Annotated in this window: 16 protein-coding genes; 12 read left to right on the top strand and 4 right to left on the bottom strand. The window is 66.5% G+C overall.

Annotated features, from left to right (window positions below; all coding sequences use genetic code 11):
* The first annotated feature begins 246 nt into the window (after window positions 1-246).
* The 3 genes from EPL01_RS04770 to EPL01_RS04775 are packed head-to-tail and all read left to right on the top strand — an operon-like array spanning window position 247 to window position 1631.
* Window positions 247-1014: a Nif3-like dinuclear metal center hexameric protein gene (locus EPL01_RS04770; RefSeq protein ID WP_135824122.1), complete on the top strand. Its 768-nt coding sequence runs from the start codon at window positions 247-249 to the stop codon at window positions 1012-1014.
* Between the two features lie 3 nt (window positions 1015-1017).
* On the top strand, window positions 1018-1212 hold the full coding sequence (locus tag EPL01_RS21465; RefSeq protein WP_168215812.1) for a hypothetical protein: 195 nt from the start codon (window positions 1018-1020) through the stop codon (window positions 1210-1212).
* Window positions 1213-1214: 2 nt separating this feature from the next.
* Complete coding sequence (locus EPL01_RS04775) at window positions 1215-1631, top strand: DUF488 family protein, N3 subclade (protein WP_168215813.1); 417 nt, start codon at window positions 1215-1217, stop codon at window positions 1629-1631.
* Here EPL01_RS04775 and EPL01_RS04780 read toward each other — a convergent pair whose 3' ends face one another.
* A complete protein-coding gene (locus EPL01_RS04780; RefSeq protein WP_135824123.1) occupies window positions 1632-1955 on the bottom strand; it encodes an antibiotic biosynthesis monooxygenase in 324 nt (107 codons plus the stop codon).
* 78 nt (window positions 1956-2033) lie between these two features.
* Here EPL01_RS04780 and EPL01_RS04785 point away from each other — a divergent pair, with 78 nt between their 5' ends.
* The 7 genes from EPL01_RS04785 (at window position 2034) to EPL01_RS04815 (ending at window position 9501) form a co-directional block, all read left to right on the top strand.
* Complete coding sequence (locus tag EPL01_RS04785) at window positions 2034-3350, top strand: phosphoribosylglycinamide synthetase C domain-containing protein (protein WP_135824124.1); 1317 nt, start codon at window positions 2034-2036, stop codon at window positions 3348-3350.
* A 122-nt stretch (window positions 3351-3472) separates the two neighbouring features.
* Window positions 3473-4036 (top strand): hypothetical protein, encoded by a 564-nt coding sequence (locus tag EPL01_RS04790; RefSeq protein WP_135824125.1) that lies wholly within the window; start codon window positions 3473-3475, stop codon window positions 4034-4036.
* Window positions 4037-4375: 339 nt separating this feature from the next.
* On the top strand, window positions 4376-5461 hold the full coding sequence (locus EPL01_RS04795) for a deoxyhypusine synthase (RefSeq protein ID WP_135824126.1): 1086 nt from the start codon (window positions 4376-4378) through the stop codon (window positions 5459-5461).
* A gap of 46 nt (window positions 5462-5507) precedes the next feature.
* Window positions 5508-6209, top strand: a complete 702-nt coding sequence (locus EPL01_RS04800; protein ID WP_135824127.1) for a class I SAM-dependent methyltransferase — start codon at window positions 5508-5510, stop codon at window positions 6207-6209.
* Between the two features lie 393 nt (window positions 6210-6602).
* The gene (locus tag EPL01_RS04805; protein WP_135824128.1) at window positions 6603-7247 is read left to right on the top strand and encodes a SprT-like domain-containing protein; all 645 of its coding nucleotides are present in this window, start codon (window positions 6603-6605) and stop codon (window positions 7245-7247) included.
* Window positions 7248-7679: 432 nt separating this feature from the next.
* Entirely contained in the window at window positions 7680-8990 is a 1311-nt protein-coding gene (locus tag EPL01_RS04810; RefSeq protein ID WP_135824129.1) for a DUF92 domain-containing protein, read from the top strand.
* A 37-nt stretch (window positions 8991-9027) separates the two neighbouring features.
* Window positions 9028-9501: a GNAT family N-acetyltransferase gene (locus EPL01_RS04815; RefSeq protein WP_135824130.1), complete on the top strand. Its 474-nt coding sequence runs from the start codon at window positions 9028-9030 to the stop codon at window positions 9499-9501.
* Between the two features lie 40 nt (window positions 9502-9541).
* Here EPL01_RS04815 and dnaG read toward each other — a convergent pair whose 3' ends face one another.
* Complete coding sequence (dnaG, locus tag EPL01_RS04820) at window positions 9542-11089, bottom strand: DNA primase DnaG (RefSeq protein ID WP_135824131.1); 1548 nt, start codon at window positions 11087-11089, stop codon at window positions 9542-9544.
* Window positions 11090-11284: 195 nt separating this feature from the next.
* Between dnaG and EPL01_RS04825 the strand changes: the two genes are divergently transcribed.
* Entirely contained in the window at window positions 11285-12700 is a 1416-nt protein-coding gene (locus EPL01_RS04825) for a glycosyltransferase (protein ID WP_135824132.1), read from the top strand.
* Here the strand turns inward: EPL01_RS04825 and EPL01_RS04830 are convergent.
* Window positions 12689-13441, bottom strand: a complete 753-nt coding sequence (locus EPL01_RS04830; protein ID WP_135824133.1) for a sugar phosphate isomerase/epimerase family protein — start codon at window positions 13439-13441, stop codon at window positions 12689-12691. The genes EPL01_RS04825 and EPL01_RS04830 overlap by 12 nt on opposite strands.
* Before the next feature lie 602 nt (window positions 13442-14043).
* Here EPL01_RS04830 and EPL01_RS04835 point away from each other — a divergent pair.
* On the top strand, window positions 14044-15006 hold the full coding sequence (locus tag EPL01_RS04835) for a D-2-hydroxyacid dehydrogenase (protein ID WP_135824134.1): 963 nt from the start codon (window positions 14044-14046) through the stop codon (window positions 15004-15006).
* Between the two features lie 522 nt (window positions 15007-15528).
* Here EPL01_RS04835 and EPL01_RS04840 read toward each other — a convergent pair.
* Window positions 15529-16788, bottom strand: a complete 1260-nt coding sequence (locus EPL01_RS04840; RefSeq protein ID WP_135824135.1) for an AI-2E family transporter — start codon at window positions 16786-16788, stop codon at window positions 15529-15531.
* Window positions 16789-16851: the final 63 nt, after the last annotated feature.

A 16851-nucleotide genomic window follows, 5' to 3' on the forward strand; every position in this document is an offset into this window, starting at 1 on the left:
AATTAAGTCGTATAGATATAATTTATATCTTTCTAACCATAGAAAACATAATCGGAATTGATGTATGATATGTGTTGAGGACTACCGTAGAGATAGTACTTTAGTTCGGAAAGGAGGGCGGTTCAGAGGTGTATCGAGTGTTCAATCGACATCTGACTACTATTGTATCTTCTTCAATAGTACCAACTGAGTAGGAGCGCGGAGATACAGATACAAGCCCCTCCCGCGAGAACACCAGCGTAGAACATGGACCTCGCCGAACTCGCCTCCCGATACGACGACCGCCTCCGAACCGACGACTTCGCCGACGTGGACGCCAGCGAGAACGGGTTGCAGGTCGGCCCCGACCACCGCGAGGTCGAATCGGTCGCGTTCGCGGTGGACGCAGCCGAGCAGACCGTCGAGGCCGCGGCCGACCGAGGAGCGGACGCCCTCGTGACCCACCACGGCCTCTCGTGGGGCGGCATCGACCGCGTTACCGGCCGTCAGTACGACCGCATCGCGCCCCTCATCGAGAACGACGTGGCGCTCTACGTCTCCCACCTGCCGCTGGACTCCCACCCGGAACTGGGCAACGCCGCCGGAATCGCGGACCTCCTCGGCTTGGAGGAGCGCGAACCCTTCGGCGAGGTTGGGCCGGAACACGTCGGCCAGCGCGGACGCGCCCCGGACCCGATTCCGACCGACCGCCTGCGCGAGACGCTCGAAGCCGAACTCGACCACTTCGGGCAGGGCGTCCGCGTCCTCGACTTCGGCCCCGAAGAAATCGAGGAGGTTGCCGTCCTGACCGGGAGCGGCGTCGATTGGCTCGACGAAGCGGTCGAGTCGGGCGCTGACGCCCTGATTACGGGCGAGGGCAAGCAGAAGGTCTACCACGAGGCGCGCGAGGCCGGACTCACCGTCTTCCTCGCTGGCCACTACGCCACCGAGACCTTCGGCGTCCGGTCCCTGCAGGCGCTGGCCGACGACTGGGGCCTCGAAACGACGTTCATCGACGCGCCGACCGGACTCTGAGCGATGGCCGTCGATTCGCTCCGCGCGGTCGTTCGCGGACGCCGGGTCCAGTGGGCGCTCGCCCTCCTCCTGTTCGCGGTCGGTGCAGTCGTCGCGTCGGCCCAAGGCGGCGTCCTCCCGGCGGCGTTCGGCGCTGTCGTCGGACTGGTGGCCGCCGGAGCGGTCTCCGTCCGCCTCTTCTTCGGGGGCGACGAGTAGCCGTGAGCCAGATTCGAGACACCTATCACGCCGCGCTCCGGCACGACCACGTCGAACCCGCCGAGGAGGACCTCGTGGTCGGCGTCGTCCGCCACCCGGTCTACGGCATCGAGACCCTCCTCGACCGAAACGTCCCGGCGCTGGCCCCGCCGGAGGCCCTCCTCGGCGATTTCGAGGCGGTCGAGGAGCGCGACGACCGGACCCACGACGAGGCGTGGGACGAGGTGAACTTCGCCGAGCGCTATCGGGAGTACCTCCAGCACGCGGCGGTCCAGCAGGTGATGGACGACTTACTCGGGGAACTCGACTCGGGGAAGGGGGACCTCTGGCTGGTCTGCTACGAGAACACCGACGACAAGCGGTGTCACCGGACGATTCTGCAGGAGGTCCTGCGGGAGCGTGCTGGTCGGAGCGACTAATCACTTCTCGCCCCGCACTCGGACCTCGTAGTGTCGCGCCCGGTCGTCGTACCGCGAGAGGACCGATTCGGCCTCCGGCGGGACGTGGGCCTGCTCGTGGTCCTCGCCCGCGAACTCCTTGACCGCGTCGAGGGAGTCGAAGCGCATCACGGTGACGAACTCGACCTCCTCGTCGTTCCTGTTCGCGCGCCGCAAGACTCGAAACCCGCGATACCCCTCGATTCCCTCGTCGGCGAAGCTCGGGAAAATCTCGTCGTGGAGGAGGCGCTCGTACTCGTCGGCCGCCTCGGGCGTCGTCCACCCGTGCCAGATACGCTCTATCACGGAGGCTATTCGTCGTGCGACGAGTTAACTCCTCTCACCGAGCCGTATCCATTTGTAGCGGGGCGTTGGGAAAGCAGTATGGACTCGAAGAACTTCCTGTTCTGCTCGCTGGACGAACCCCTCCTCGGTGATTTGGCGTGGCAGGTCCACCGGGAGGGCCACGGCGTGAACTACTACGTCGAGTCCGACACCGAGGGCGACGTCGCCGACGGGTTCGTGCCCAAGACCGACGACTGGCGGGCGGAACTCGACTGGGCCGACGTGATAATCTTCGACGACATCTGGGTGGACGGCGAGTTGGGGACCGGCGAAATCGCCGAGGAGTTGCGCGCTGACGGCCACGCGGTCGTCGGCGGCACGCCCGCGACCGACCGCCTCGAAGACGACCGGGGCTACGCGATGGAGGTACTGGAGGACCACGGCGTCGAGACCCTACCTCATCGGGAGTTCACCGATTTCGAGTCGGGCATCGACCACGTCCGAGAGAACCCTGGTCCCTACGTCGTCAAGCCCCTCGGCGAGGTCCAGAACGTCAAGCGCCTGCTGTACGTCGGCCGGGAGCGCGACGGCGGCGACGTAATCGACGTACTTCGGGCCTACCAGAAGTCGTGGGGCGAGCGCATGAAGGGGTTCCAACTCCAGCGCCGGGTCGAGGGCGTCGAAGTCGCGGTCTGCGGCTTTTTCGACGGGAATCAGTTCGTGGAACCCGTCAACGTCAACTTCGAACACAAGAAGCTCTTTCCGGGGAACATCGGTCCCTCGACCGGCGAGATGGGGACCTCGATGTTCTGGACGCAGCGGAATCGGCTGTTCGAGGAGACCCTCGGGAGACTGGAGGGGTGGCTCGCCGACGAGGGCTACGTCGGGTCCATCGACGTGAACTGCATCGTGGACGACCGAGGAGTCTATCCCCTCGAATTCACTCCTCGGTTCGGCTACCCGACCATCGTCCTGCAGGAGGAGGGCATGGAGTCGCCGACCGGCGAGTTCTTCGCGGCCCTCGCACGCGGCGAAAATCCCGACCTCTCGGTCCACCGCGGGTATCAGGTCGCGGTCCGCGTCTGCGTCCCGCCCTTCCCCTTCGACGACGAGAAAACCTTCGACGAGAACTCCCGAAACGCCGCCGTCGTCTTCGAGAACCCCGAGGAGACGGCGGGCGTCCACATCGAGGACACGAAGAACGTCGAGGGCCAGTGGCGGGTCGCGGGCACTTCCGGCATCGTCCTCGTCGTCACCGGGAAGGGCCAGACCGTGCGCGAGGCTCAGTCGCAGGCCTATCGGCGCGTCGAGAACGTCGTGATTCCGAATTGCTACTACCGGGACGACATCGGCGACCGGTGGGTCGAGGCGGACGGCGACAAACTGCAAGCGTGGGGATACCTCGGCGGTGCGTAAGTCGCCGCCGCGCGCTCGACCGGTCGAAACCACCGAAGTTGGCCACACAGAACGAGACGGATTGGCGACGTATCGCTCACCGCCGAAAAGACTGAAGCACTCGACTCCTGTCGGTGGTGGCGATGGTACACTCGAACGACGAAGCGACTCTTTCCCGGCGAAGCATCCTGAAACGGACCACTGGCGCGGTAGCGGTCGCGGTCGGCGGCGGTAGTCTCGCGGGTGCCGAAGTCGGTGCCGCCCGCCGCGGCGCGGACTCTCGCGCTGACTCCGGCGTTGACTCTCGCGCTGACTCCGGCGTTGACTCTCGCGCTGACTCCGGCGTTGACTCTCGCGCTGATTCTCGCGGTGGCTCCGGTACTGACTCCCGCGAGGTCTACGAGGCCGTCACCTGCGGCGACGACCACTCGGAGGGGAGTCGTCTCACGGTCGGGAGGTACTGCGAAGGCGATGGCGACTGCGACGTGATACAGTTGGCCGGACTCTCGCCCGACTGTCACACCGAGGAGAAGCGCCTCTACGTCGTCCTCCCCGACACCGACCCGACCGTCTGGATGAACCCCCAGAAGGGCGAGATTCCGCCGGGGACCTACCGCGTGGACCGGGCCGAGCGATGCGAGGGGAGCGCGGGCGAGTGCGACGGCGAGGACCTCTATCACCTGTCGCTCCGGCCGGTCGAGAGCTAAGTGGTCGCCCTCGGAATGTTTTCGAGTTGGCGGATTCTCGAATAGATACTATTAAAACCCCGGAGTTCACGTTGAATAACGTGTCCGCCGGGTTTCAACAACCTTCGCGGTTGCCGGAGCTATGGTCACGCGACGGTTCTCGGCGGGTACGGGCCGCGGCCAACCGGCCCCGATAGCCGACCCTCGGGTACGGCTAATTGAACCGCCGCTGGCGTCCGACCCCCGCCACGTGGGCCCTCGCGGCAGTTGGCACTACCGCTTTTGCGACCGAGTCGAGTATCCCGAGAGCTTTCTCTCGCAATCGGGGCGTTCAAGCGTCTGGACCGACCAGCAACCCACATGACTGACGACCACGACGAGTCCCACGACGACGCTCCTGAGTCCGGAGAGGACGCTGGCGAATCCCACGACGAAGGCCACCACGAACCCCACCGCGAGGAGTTCCACCACGACCCCATCGCCCACGCCGAGGTCAGGGCGGGGATGACCGTCGGCGAGTTGGCAGACTCCTACGGCGACGCGGGCATCGGCGCGGCAGACCTCCACGAGGCGGTGGACATCTACGCCGAGATGCTCGGCGACGACGACGTGACCAACTTCTTCGGACTGGCTGGCGCGATGGTCCCGACCGGGATGCGCCGCATCGTGGCGAACCTGATTCGGGACGGCCACATCGACGCGCTGGTCACGACCGGCGCGAACCTGACCCACGACGCCATCGAGGCCATCGGCGGCAAGCACCATCACGGCACCGAGGACCCCGGCGAGGACCGGACCCTGCGCGACCACGACGAGCAACTGCGCGACGAGCAGGTCGATAGGATTTACAACGTCTACCTCCCGCAGGAGCACTTCGCGCTGTTCGAGAACCACCTGCGCTCGGAGGTCTTTCCGGAAGTCGAAGGTGAGGGGGCAGTGAGTATTCAGGAGTTGACGAACGCCCTCGGCAAAGCCAACAGCGAGGTCAACGAGCGCGAAAGCGTCGAGGAGAGCGCGGGAGTCGCCGCCGCGGCCTACGAGAACGACGTGCCCATCTACTGCCCGGCGATTCAGGACTCGGTCCTCGGATTGCAGGCGTGGATGTACTCCCAGACCGCTGATTTCACGCTCGACGCGCTGGCCGACATGACGACCATCACCGACCAAGCCTTCGAGGCCGAGAAGTCGGGCGCGATGGTGGTCGGCGGCGGCGTCCCGAAGAACTACGTCCTCCAGACGATGCTGGTCTCGCCCGAGGCCTACGACTACGCGGTCCAGTTGACGATGGACCCGCCCCAAACCGGCGGCCTCTCCGGGGCGACGCTGGACGAGGCGCGCTCGTGGGGCAAGTTGGAGAAGGCCGCGCGCAACGCTTCAGTCTACGCCGACGCGACGATTACGCTCCCGCTGGTCACGGCGGCGGCGCGAGAACGAATCGGGGAGTAGGAACGAGTCACATAACTGTTAACAGGCGCGACAGCGGCCACTCCGTATGGACTCCGGAGACGCCCCGACGCCGGAAGACGCCTACGACGAGCTGGCCGACACCTACGAGCAAGAGACCGAGGAGAACCTCTACAACGCCGAAATCGAGTTCCCCGGAACGACTGACCTCGTGCCCGACGTGACCGGCGACCGGATTCTCGACGCCGGATGTGGAGCGGGCCGATACACCGAGTGGTTGCTCGACCGGGGCGCGGACGTGGTCGGCGCGGACGTGAGCGAGGAGATGCTCGACAGGGCGCGCGACCGAGTCGGAGACCGGGCGGAGTTGCACCGGGCCGACCTCGGGGAGTCGCTCGACTTCGCGGACGACGAGTTCGACGGCGTCGTGAGTTCGCTCGCGCTCGACTACGTCGAGGAGTGGCGACCGACGTTCTCGGAGTTCGCGCGGGTCCTGAAATCGGACGGGTTTCTCGTGTTCTCGGTCAAGCATCCCCTCGACGCCCACGACCCCGACGAGGGCACGGACTACTTCGCGGTCGAGCGCCGAATCGCCGACTGGGAGGTTGACGTTCCCTACTACCGCCGCCCGCTCTCGGCGGTCCTGAACCCCTTGCTCGAAACCGGGTTCCGCATCGACCATGTGGCCGAACCCGAACCCACGGACGCCTTCGCGGAGGAGTGGCCCGAACGCTACGAAACCGAGTCGAGAAATCCGGTGTTCCTCTGCGTTCGAGCGGTGAAGAGATAGATTCGCACTCTCGACTGACCAACCACCGGGTGGGATGAAGGGGTCGGCCGGTCGCGTTCATCTTGGTCGTCTGAGCGACCCCTATCGTAGGCCGGGCGGTGTCTCACCGAACGGAGTGAGGTCGTTCGAAAGGCGAAGCCTTTCGTGATCACGAAAATCTCCGATTTTCGGACGATGATGGCTCGGAAGACGCGGTTTGTCTTCCGGCGCGGAGAGTCGCGGATATGTCACTCAGCGACCGCGACCGGGCGAGGGCTTCAATAAACCACCATAATACTGGTTTTGCTGTCGGGGGTTCTGTTGTTGACAGTTCTGCTGTCGGCGTTTTGCTGTTCACGCTCTAAATCCAGAAACTCTCTTGAGGCAGGCGTCCGACCGACCGCCAACGACCGAATGTCCGACTCCCACCGCTCGCCCGATACCCGTCTCTCGCCCGACACCGACCCCGAGGAGTCCCCGACGGTCCGGGCGCTGGCACACGCCGAGACCGACGAGGAGCTACTCCTCGGCTCCAGAGCCTACTGCCGCGAGGCCGCCCGCGAGTACGACCTCGACGTGGACTTGTCGCTGGTCGAGTGGGAGGTCTCGACCCGCGCGAAGCGCCGCGCCGCCGCGGTCAAGCGCCCCAAGATTCCCGAGACGGAGGTGGGCGACCTCCTCGACTGGGACGCCGCGGCCGAGCGAGTGGGGACCCCGCCAGCGGACCTCCGGACCTGTACGCTCTCGCTGACCCGGGCGGCATTCGACTCGTTCGACGTGGGCGAGTGGACCGCGACCCTCCGCCACGAACTCGTCCACGTCGAGCAGTTCCAGCGGTTCGGCACGACCGACCACGGCCCGGCCTTCCGCGAGCGCGCCGAGGAGGTGGACTCGACGGTGCGGTGCCCGCCCTTCGCGGACCCGAAGTACGTGCTGCGGTGTGAGGAGTGTGCGGCCGTGGTGGGACGCCGGTACCGCGAATGTAAGTTGGTTCGGAACCACGACGAGTATCGGTCGTCGTGCTGTGACTCTGATATTGTTTGTTTAGAACAGGAATAGTTAGTCTTAAGATTTAAAATCAGTTGTTTAAGTAAGGTGGGGTTTGTTTTCGTCTGCTTACCTCGCCTCGACCTGACGGCGAGCGCGAACCGCAGAATTAGTGTCGTGTTATCTTCTTGAAGCCCCCGCCCGCTCGCGGTCACGCTCGGTTCCCTCGCGTGACCGCGACCGGGCGGCCCCTTCATCCCACCCATGGTTGATAGTGACACCGAGCGCATCCTGATGGCCTGTCCCACCGAGCGCATCCTGATGGCCTGTCCCACCGAGCGCATCCCGGTGGTTTACTCCACCGAGCGCGCCTCGACAGAGCGGTCAGCCCCGCTCGCGGCCGTCAGGGTCAGACGCTCGTCTGACGAGAACCGCCGAAACGCGGCCGTGTTTCCGTCCGCTTCGGGAGGATTAAGTAGGCGTCGGGGGAAACGACGGACTAACGTGACCACGAGAGTTCGGCGCGCGGCAGCCTACGCCGCAGTCTCCACGCTGGCGCTCGCGGCCCCGGTTCTGGGGTGGGCGACCGCCGCCGCGTTCGGAGCCCTCGCTGTGGGGGCGCTCGCCGTGACCGACGGGCCGCTGTTCGAGTGGTTCGCCCGGCCCGCCGACCGACAGGAAGGCCGACTTCACGGCCTCGCGGCCTTCAGTTTCGCCGCGACTGGCATCGCTCTACTGTCGGCGTTCGCTGGCCTGCCGACACACGTCCTCGTCGCCAGCGTCGTCGTCGTCGGCTACGGCAACCTCGCCCAGCAAATCGCGTGGGAGTTCGACGCCGAGGCCATCCTCCGGACCGGCGCGTTCGTCGGCGGCGGGTTGCTGGCGGGCGTCGCCGGGCAGGTCGTGGCGCTCGTCGCCGACGGCACCCCCGTCTCGCCCGCGCTCCCCAAAATCGTCTTCCTCGCGGCCAGCGGCGCGCTTCTGGCGGGACTCCTCCGGTCGGTGCTGTTCGCCCGCGACGACCCGCTGGTGATGCTCTCGGTGGCCTTCCTGCTGTGGCTGTTCGCCGACCTGACGGTGGTCGTGACCGTCGAGGCCGTCGCTGTCGCCATCGCCGTGACCGCGCTGTTCGGCTACATCTCGTGGCGTCTGGACACCGCCTCGATTCCGGGGATGATGACCGGCGCGCTGTTGGCGATGCTGACCATCGTCCTCGGGGGCTACGGCTGGTTCGCGGTCCTCATCTCCTTCTTCGGCATCGGGAGCCTCTCGACCAAGTTCCGCTACGAGGAGAAGGCCGAGCGCGGCGTCGCCGAGGACAACGAGGGCGCGAGAGGCAGCGGCAACGTCCTCGGGAACGCCGCCGTCGCGCTCGTCGCCGTCTTGGCCTACGCGGCCCGCGGTCGGCTCCCCATCCCGGGCGAAATCTTCCTGTTCGCGTTCGCCGGGTCCATCGCCACCGCGATGAGCGACACCCTCTCGTCGGAAATCGGCGGCGTCTTCGACAAGCCGCGGCTCATCACCACCCTCGAACGCGTCGAACCCGGCACCGACGGCGGGGTGACGTGGCAGGGCGAGGTCGCGGGCATCGCTGGCGCGGCGGTCGTCGCGGGCATCGCGGCCCTCCTGTTCGACCCCGTCGGCACGACCGGCGCAATCGTCATCGTCCTCGCTGGCGCTGGCGGCATGACGGCCGACAGCCTGCTGGGCGCGACCCTCGAAGGCGACCGACTCGGCAACCAGAGCGTCAACTTCCTCGCCACCCTTACCGGCGCGCTGGTCGGCGCGGGTCTGGCGGTGGTCGCTCTGCCGTGACGGGGAGTCGTCTCGCCACGACGGGGGTCGCCCTGCCGTGATTCGCTCCGCTCGCCCCGACGACCGAGAGATTCTGCGCGAGGTCCAAACCCACCTCCGAGAGCCGAATCCGTCCCTGCTAGACTACGCCGTCGACGGGCCGCCGCTGACCCTCGTTTCTACAGCGAGGCGCTTCGCGCCTCGAAATAGGAGCGGGGAGGAACGACCCGCGACCGCACCAGACGACACCCCCGTCGGCTACCTCGTCGCCTTCCACGACGAGGAGGCGGGCTACGTCGCCGAAATCGTCGTCGCGCCCGACCATCGCCGGGAGGGTCGCGCCCGGCGACTCCTCGCCGCGACCTTCGACCGTCTCCGAGACAGAGGGTGTTCGAGAATCAGGCTCGCGGTCCATCCCGACAACGACGCCGCCAGAACCCTCTACGAGTCGCTGGGATTCGAGGAAGTCGGTCGAGAGGAAGGTCACTACGAGGACGGGAGCGACGGGATTGTGATGGGTCGAGACCTCTGAGAGAGTCGATGTCGGAAAAGAAAACGCCGGTCAGAATTGCTCAGAACCTATCCGCGGTCCGGACCCGCACGTCGGCGGGTTGCTTGACGAACTCGCCGGTCTCGGCGGCGACGACCTGCCCGACGCCGCGCTGGGCCGACACGTCCAGCACGCGCTGGTCGCACGTCCCGTCGAGGACCACGGCGTAGGGTACCTCGTCTGACCCCTCCACCGCGTCGAAGGCGTTCTCCGCCGCGACTTCTGCGATGACGCCGAACGCCTCGTCCAGCAGTCGGGCGGTGCCGGTCTCGGCGTCGATGACCGCCTCGACGTGGCCCCGCATCGTCGCAGGTCCGGTCGCCGCGGCGTCGTCGGCCCCGGTGGTGTCGGGGCTGGCGGTGTCGGCCTCGGCGGCGTCCCCGTCGGTCTCGGCCTCCGCGCCGGTCGCATCCGCCTCGGCGACTGCTTCGCCCGCATCGCCCGTGTCGGCGTCAGCCTCGACAGTTTCGTCTCCTGCGAGGGCCTCGGGGTCGTCTATCGTTTCGGGGCTGATTTCGGCGTCGCCGCCTATCAGGTCCGGCCCGTCCGTCGTCTCCGGACTCTCCGTCGGCGTTTCCGGGGCGTCCGTCCCGGTCTCCTCGGTTTCGGGTGCCGGACGGGCGCTCCCGTCGGTCGCCGCGGTGCCGGGTCCGGTCCCGGCGTCCGCGGGCGTCGGTTCCGCGTCGGCAGTCGCGTCGGCGGACGCGGCGTCTGCGGACGCCTCGGCCTCGTCGGCCTCCTCGCCGTCTTCGCCGCCGTCCTCGCCGACCATCGACTTCTCGAAGGGCCGCTTGCTCCGGAGCGCCGACATGACCTCGTGGCGCGCGAGGTCCTCGACCGACTTGTTGGCGGGCGAGAACGCCACGTAGTCGATGTCGCCGACCTGCGCGAGTTCCTTCCGGATGAGGTCGCCACCCCGGTCACCGTCGAGGAAGGCCGTGACGGTCCGGTCTTGGGTCAACTCGGCCACCGCGTCGGGGACGTTGGTGCCCTCGACTGCGACGGCGTTCTTGACGCCGTATCGCAGGAGGTTCAGCACGTCAGAGCGCCCCTCGACCACGATGATGGCGTCGCTGTCCCCGACGCGAGGCCCGGCGGGCAGGCCCTCGAACTCCACGATGTCCTCGACGCGGACGCTCTGGCGGACCTCCTCGAGAATCTCCCGAGAGGTCATCACGTCCTCGTCGAACGAGTCGCTGAGGAGTTCCTTGGCGCGCTCGACCACTTTCCGGCGCTTGGCGGCCCGCACGTCCTCGATGCCCGCGATGGAGACGGTGGCCCGGCAGGGGCCGACCCGACTGATGGTTTCGAGCGCGGCGGCGAGGATAGAGGTCTCTACCTTGTCGAGACTCGACGCGATGGTGATGGTACCGAACGACTGTCCGTTTTCGCTGTCTATGTTGACGTCGATTCGACCGAGTTTCGAAGACTGCTGGAGGTCGCGGAGGTCCAAGTCGTCGCCGAGCAGGCCTTCGGTCTGACCGAAGACCGCGCCGACGACGTCACTCCGCTCTACCACCCCGTCTGCGGTGATATCGGCGTGAATGACGTATTTTGCTGTATCGTCCATGAGTGATGAACTGCCCCCGAGCGGGGCGTGATGATGGTGATGTGTCCATGAGCGTCGCGGCCATGGATGTTTTAAAATCGCACGCCCTGACTGAAATACCTGTCGTCAGCGGAACTGTTTGGGGAAAGAGTGTTACTCGCTGCTGATGCTTCCGGCCGTCACGGTAAAGGCCGTCTCCGCCGTCTCTGCGTGGCGATGCGCCTCCTCGTCGTTCCGGAACTCTACCGCCCAGACGACGCGACCGCCAACGGCACGCTCAACGACGCGGTGCAGTTGGTCGCCGAGTGGCTCGACCGAGACGACTCGCTCCACGTCTACTGGCTCCTCGCTCCTCCCGAAGTCGCCGACTACGACCCCGAATACGTCCTCGCAGACCGCGAGCGAGTGACGCTCATCGAAGCCGAGCCGTTTCTGCACGGTCACGAACACGAGGACCTCTTCTCCGAGACGGGGTACACCGAGGCCCAGTTTCGGGCCATCGAGGAGGCAATCTTCGACCGGTCGGGCTACGTGGACGTGGCAATCGACCAGCAGGTGACGGGCCGGTTCGACCTCTACAAGTGGCTCCACCGACTCGGCGGGGGCCGAGAAGCGAGCGTCCAACCAACCGAGCTAATCGGGTACGTCCACGACCTCAGGCTCCCGTTCAAGCGCCACGGGCGGGGAGTGCCCAACGACGCGCCGACCAAGGCCGAACTGTCCGCCGCGACCTACACCGACGGCCTCTGGTTCAAGGCGGGCGTGGACGCCGAGCGAATGGCCGAGTACGGGGACGATATCTTCGACTCCGCGTTTCTTGACGACCTGCTGGACGACGCGCTCGAAACCGGGAGTCCCCTCGACTTCTCCGACTTTTCCGAATCCTACGCCGAGGCCCCCGAGCGCCTCCACGTCGCGGGGTCGGGATGGGGCAAGAAGAACTTGGACGTGGTTCTGGACGCCGCGGAGACCCTCTACGAGGAGTTCGGCATCCGGACGCTGATGACCAACATGGACCCGATTCCGGAGGGGATGGCCGACCGCGAGTTCGTGGACGCCTACCCCGAATGCTCCCGGGAGCGCTACGAGGAGACACTCGACCGGGGCGACCTCGCGGTCTGCGCCTCGGACCACGAGACGATGCCCCGGACGCCCTTCGAGCAGGCCGCCAGCGGGCAGGTGCTAGTGATTCGGGACGAACCGTGGGCCTACGACTGCGTGCCCGAGGAGTACGGGCTGGCGGGGGATTTGGACGAACTGGAACTCCTCGCGGTCCGAGCCGTCGAGAACTGGGACGAGGCGGTCGCCGAGAACCGCCGGATGGTCGAGCGCGTTCGGGAGGTCCGCGGTCCGGAGGAGTGCGGCAGACGAACCTACCGGGATTTAGCCGAGCGCGTGGAGGACCGGATTTCGGCGTTCGAGAACGCCCAAATCCGGCGAAACGTGGCGTCGGCCGTCTCGGAGTTCGACGGGAGCGAGATTCCGCTCGACGACCTTCGGGAGCGCGTCGGTGGGGACGACTCAATCGACGAGGATGCTCCACTTGCGGACCTCGTGTACGCTCTGCGGTCGCTGGGCTACGAGGACGCCGGGAATCCGGGGACGCCGGTGTTCGTGCGGTCAGGAGAGTAGCTCCGCCAGCGTCTCCGCGCCGTGACGCAACGATTCCTCGGCGTCGGTCGGTTCGTCGTGTTCGTAGACCAGCCACTCGGTTCCGGCCTCGCTCGCGGCTCGGACGCACTCCTCGATTTCGAGGTCGCCCTCGCCGAGTTCGACCGGCGTGGTGCCCGCCACGTCCTTGAGGTGGACCAGCGGGACGCGCCCGCGGAGGTGGTCCAGCAGTTCGACCGGGTTCCGGCCCGCCGCGGTCGCCCATCCAACGTCGAGTTCGAGGTCGATGTCGGTCTCGTCGGCCAACTGGTCGAAGGCAGATTCGCCACCGGAATTCGCCTGCCCGCCGTCCTCGCCGCCGAGGTCGGTGAACTCGTGGTCGTGGTTGTGGTAGCCGAAACGAACGCCGTGGTCGCCCAGTCGCGCGTCGAGTTCCGCCAGCCTGCGACCGGTGTCGGCGACGGCCTGCCGACTGGCGAAGTGGGTCTCGTCCAGATACGGGACGACGATGCGGTCGCAACCGAGCGTTCGGTAGGCCTCGACCACGCCGTCGAGGTCGGCTTCGAGGTCCTCGATGCCGACGTGTGCCGCCGCGGCGTCGAGGCCGGTGTCGTCGAGGGTGCCGCGGATTTCGTCGGGGTTCGAGTCGCCGAGACCGGCGAACTCGACGCCCTCGAACTCGGTTTCGCCGACTCGTTCGAGGAGTTCGGGGAGCGTGTCGTCGAGGTCGCGGAGCGTGTAGAGTTGGATGGCCGAGCGCATGGCGGTGGTTCGACGCGACGGGGTAAATCGGTTGTTGCGAAAGGGGAGTTGTTGGCGTGGGTTGTCGTGAAGTTCTCTTGAACCTCCTCGGTTGCTTTGCTTTATTCCGGATTCGAAGAGAATCGTAGCCGTGAACGCCTCTTGAAGCCCCGCCCGGTCGCGGTCGCTCTGCGGCATATCCGACGGACGTGGTTGCGACGGATAGGGGCCGCAGAGCGACCAAGCGTTGCGCGACCGGGCGGCCCCTTCATCCGCCGGAGGACAAACAGCGTCCTCCGAGTCCTCGTTCGCTCACGGGGACACCCGACGGTGGTTGTTGGGTCGGGCGTCTGCCGGTGGAAAGAGCCACCGAGCGCGGGCCTCACGCCTCCCCAACCTCCTCACTCCCTCACTTCGTTCGGTCGTTCGTCCCTCGCGCGGTTCGGCGCGGCCATAAACGGCCGCGCCAGCACGCGCCGACTGCAACGGGGGGAGAGATAATTAAAATTAAATGTTTAAAATATAATAATATTGCTTTAGGAATTGTCGAGTTACTTCTCGTCCGAAACCCACCGACTTCTCACCGGCACCAGTTATTAGCCGCTCACGCCCGATTCGCAGGCATGAGCCAGAGCGAGCACCCCGAACTCCTGATTCCTCACTACGTCGCCGACAGCGCGCGGGCAGCCCTCCGCGAGGCCCTCGCGGACCTGCTGGCCGACCCGAACCTCTCGGTCGCCGCCACGCCCGAGGAGACCGACGAGAAGCTGGCGACCGCCGAGGTCCTCCTCTCGGCCCGGTTCCCCGCGGAGAAACTCGATTCCGCGCCCGACCTCCGGTGGATTCAGTCGCTCAGCGCGGGCGTGGACCACTTCGACCGGGACGCGCTCGCCGAGGACGACGTGGCGCTGACCTCCGCGTCGGGCGTCCACGCCGAACCCATCGGCGAGCAGGTGCTGGCCTACCTGCTGGCGTTCGAGCGCAACCTCCAGAAGGGCTTTCGCCAGCAGGAGCGGCGGGTCTGGGAGAACTACGGCGGCAAGGAACTCCGCGACGAGACCGTTGGGATTCTGGGCCTCGGCGCAATCGGCGGGCGCGTGGCCGAACTCGCCTCGGCGTTCGGCTGTGAGGTCGTCGGCACCAAGCGCAACCCCGAGAGCGCGCCCGACGCCGCGGACGAGGCCTTCGGTCCCGACGGCCTCTACGAAGTCTGCTCGCGGTCGGACTACGTGGTCCTCGCGGTCCCGCTGACCGACGAGACCCGCGGGCTGATTGGGAAGGAGGAGATTCGGACCATGCCCTCCTCGGCGGTGCTGGTCAACGTCGCCCGCGGCGAGGTCGTCGAGGAGGATGCGCTCACCACCGCGCTCCAGCAGGGCCACCTCCGCGGCGCGGCCCTCGACGTGTTCGAGGAGGAACCCCTGCCCCAAGATTCGCCTCTCTGGGACCTCTCGAACGTCCTCGTCACGCCCCACATGGCCGGTTCGACGCCCCACTACTACGAGCGGTGTGCCAGCCTGTTCGCCCGGAACTACGAGAACTTCGTCGCCGACGACCTCGGAGCGATGGAGAATCGGGTCGCGTGAACTGACCCCGTTCCGTACCTAGATTCAAGGCGGAGTCTGCCGTTTTTCGACTACCTGATTCCATGCGCGTACTCGTCGTTCCGGAACTCTACCGGCCCGACGACGCGACCGCCAACGGCACGCTCAACGACGCGGTCGTCTGGGTCGAGAACTGGGACGAGGCGGTCGACGAGAGCAAGCGCATGCTGGAGTACGCCAAGGAGATTCGGGACCCCGAGCGGTCGGGCCAGCGAACCTACGACGACATGGCCGAACGAGTGGTCTCGAACGTCGAAGCCTACGCTTCCAACCTGAACGACGGGAGCGACCGGAACGACGAGGTCGTCGGCGAGGCCCTCGGGGAAGTCGGCGACGAGTTCGCGCTGGACGAGTTAAACAGGAAAACCGCCGAGTTCACCGAGACCGGCGAGCCGATTTTAGCGGGCAAGTGCGCCCTGAGCGAGGTGCTTTTCGCCCTGCGGCGTCGAGGGGACGAGGACATCGGGAATCCGGGGACGCCCGTCTTCGAGAAGCGCGAGGAGGTCAGCGTTCGTCCGACCCGCCGTCGGGCGTCCGCTCCGTCCCGTCCGGACGCTGACGCGGGTCGAGTGCCCGGACCGGAGCGCGGAAGACGGCGCGGCGGTGCGTCGGCGGCGACTCGGCGACCCCGGTCTCGTGTTCGACTTTCCCGCCCTCGACCTCGAACTCGTCGCGTTCGACCAGTTCGGGCACGATGATTCGCACGAAGTGGACGACCAGCACGAGCAGGAGCGGGCCGAGAAACAGGCCGTACCAGCCGAACAGCACCGGACCGAGGACGTACGCCAGCATGACGAGACCGGTGTGGAGGTCCCGGCCCGAGACGTAGGGTCGCAGGACGAGTTCCGGAACCGTATCGACTACCACGAACGTTACGAGCAGAAAGACCACCGGGAACCACAGCAGGGCGGGGTCGGTCACGCCCGCCACGACTGCCAGCACGATGCCCAGCGGGACGTAGACCAACTTCATACCGACCACCGGAATCAGGCTCGCAAGTCCCGTCAGCAACCCCAGCAGGGTCGGCGACGGAACAGAGACGACTGCCGGAGCGATTAGGTCGAGGAGGTTGTAGACGACGGCAGACAGGATGCCGATGACGAACGCGGTCAGAATGTTACCGAAGTAGACGGTTTCGAGGTCGTCGTCCACCTCTCGGGCGAACGCGACGGTGGGACTGTCCTCGCCAGCGACCTCGTCGCGGAACCACGCCGCGAGTCGGTGGTCGTCCCGCAGGAGGTAGAACGCGACGACGAGGGTAATGACGATACCGAGTGCGGTGCTGGCGAGAACGCCGAGAACTGCGACGACCGAGGCAAAGAGGTCGCTGACGGCCTCTGCTCCGCGGTCAGAGACGAGTTGTTGCAACTGTTGGGGATTCGCCTGCGCGAGACCGACGAGTTTCTGGGGGTCGAGCAGCAGCGACGTGTCCACGTAGGGGCCGAGGAGCCCCTCGAATTCGGCGAAGCCGACGCCCGCCAGCGAACTCAACTCGCGGACGCTGACGACCACGGTGTAGCCCAGCAGAACCAGTCCGGGGAAAGCCAATCCCAGCAGCGCCGTGGCGGCGGTCAGCGTCGGTTGGCGCAGTCGGCCGAGCAAGCGCCGGTACATCGGCCGCGTCGCGTAGTAGACGAACAGGCCGAGCAGAAACGTCCCGAGGAAGGCGGCGACGACGTAGCCGACCGCGACGGCCAGCGCGACGGCGACCAGCCACCACGCCAACCGTTCCCGGTCGAAAGAGACCTCTCGTATCCAGCCCATGCTCGTTCGTTCGGTGCGGAGACGTAAGTTCCTCCGGGATTGAGGGATGGGCGTCCCCGAAAC

Source organism: Halorussus ruber (assembly GCF_004765785.1).
GTDB lineage: Archaea > Halobacteriota > Halobacteria > Halobacteriales > Haladaptataceae > Halorussus > Halorussus ruber.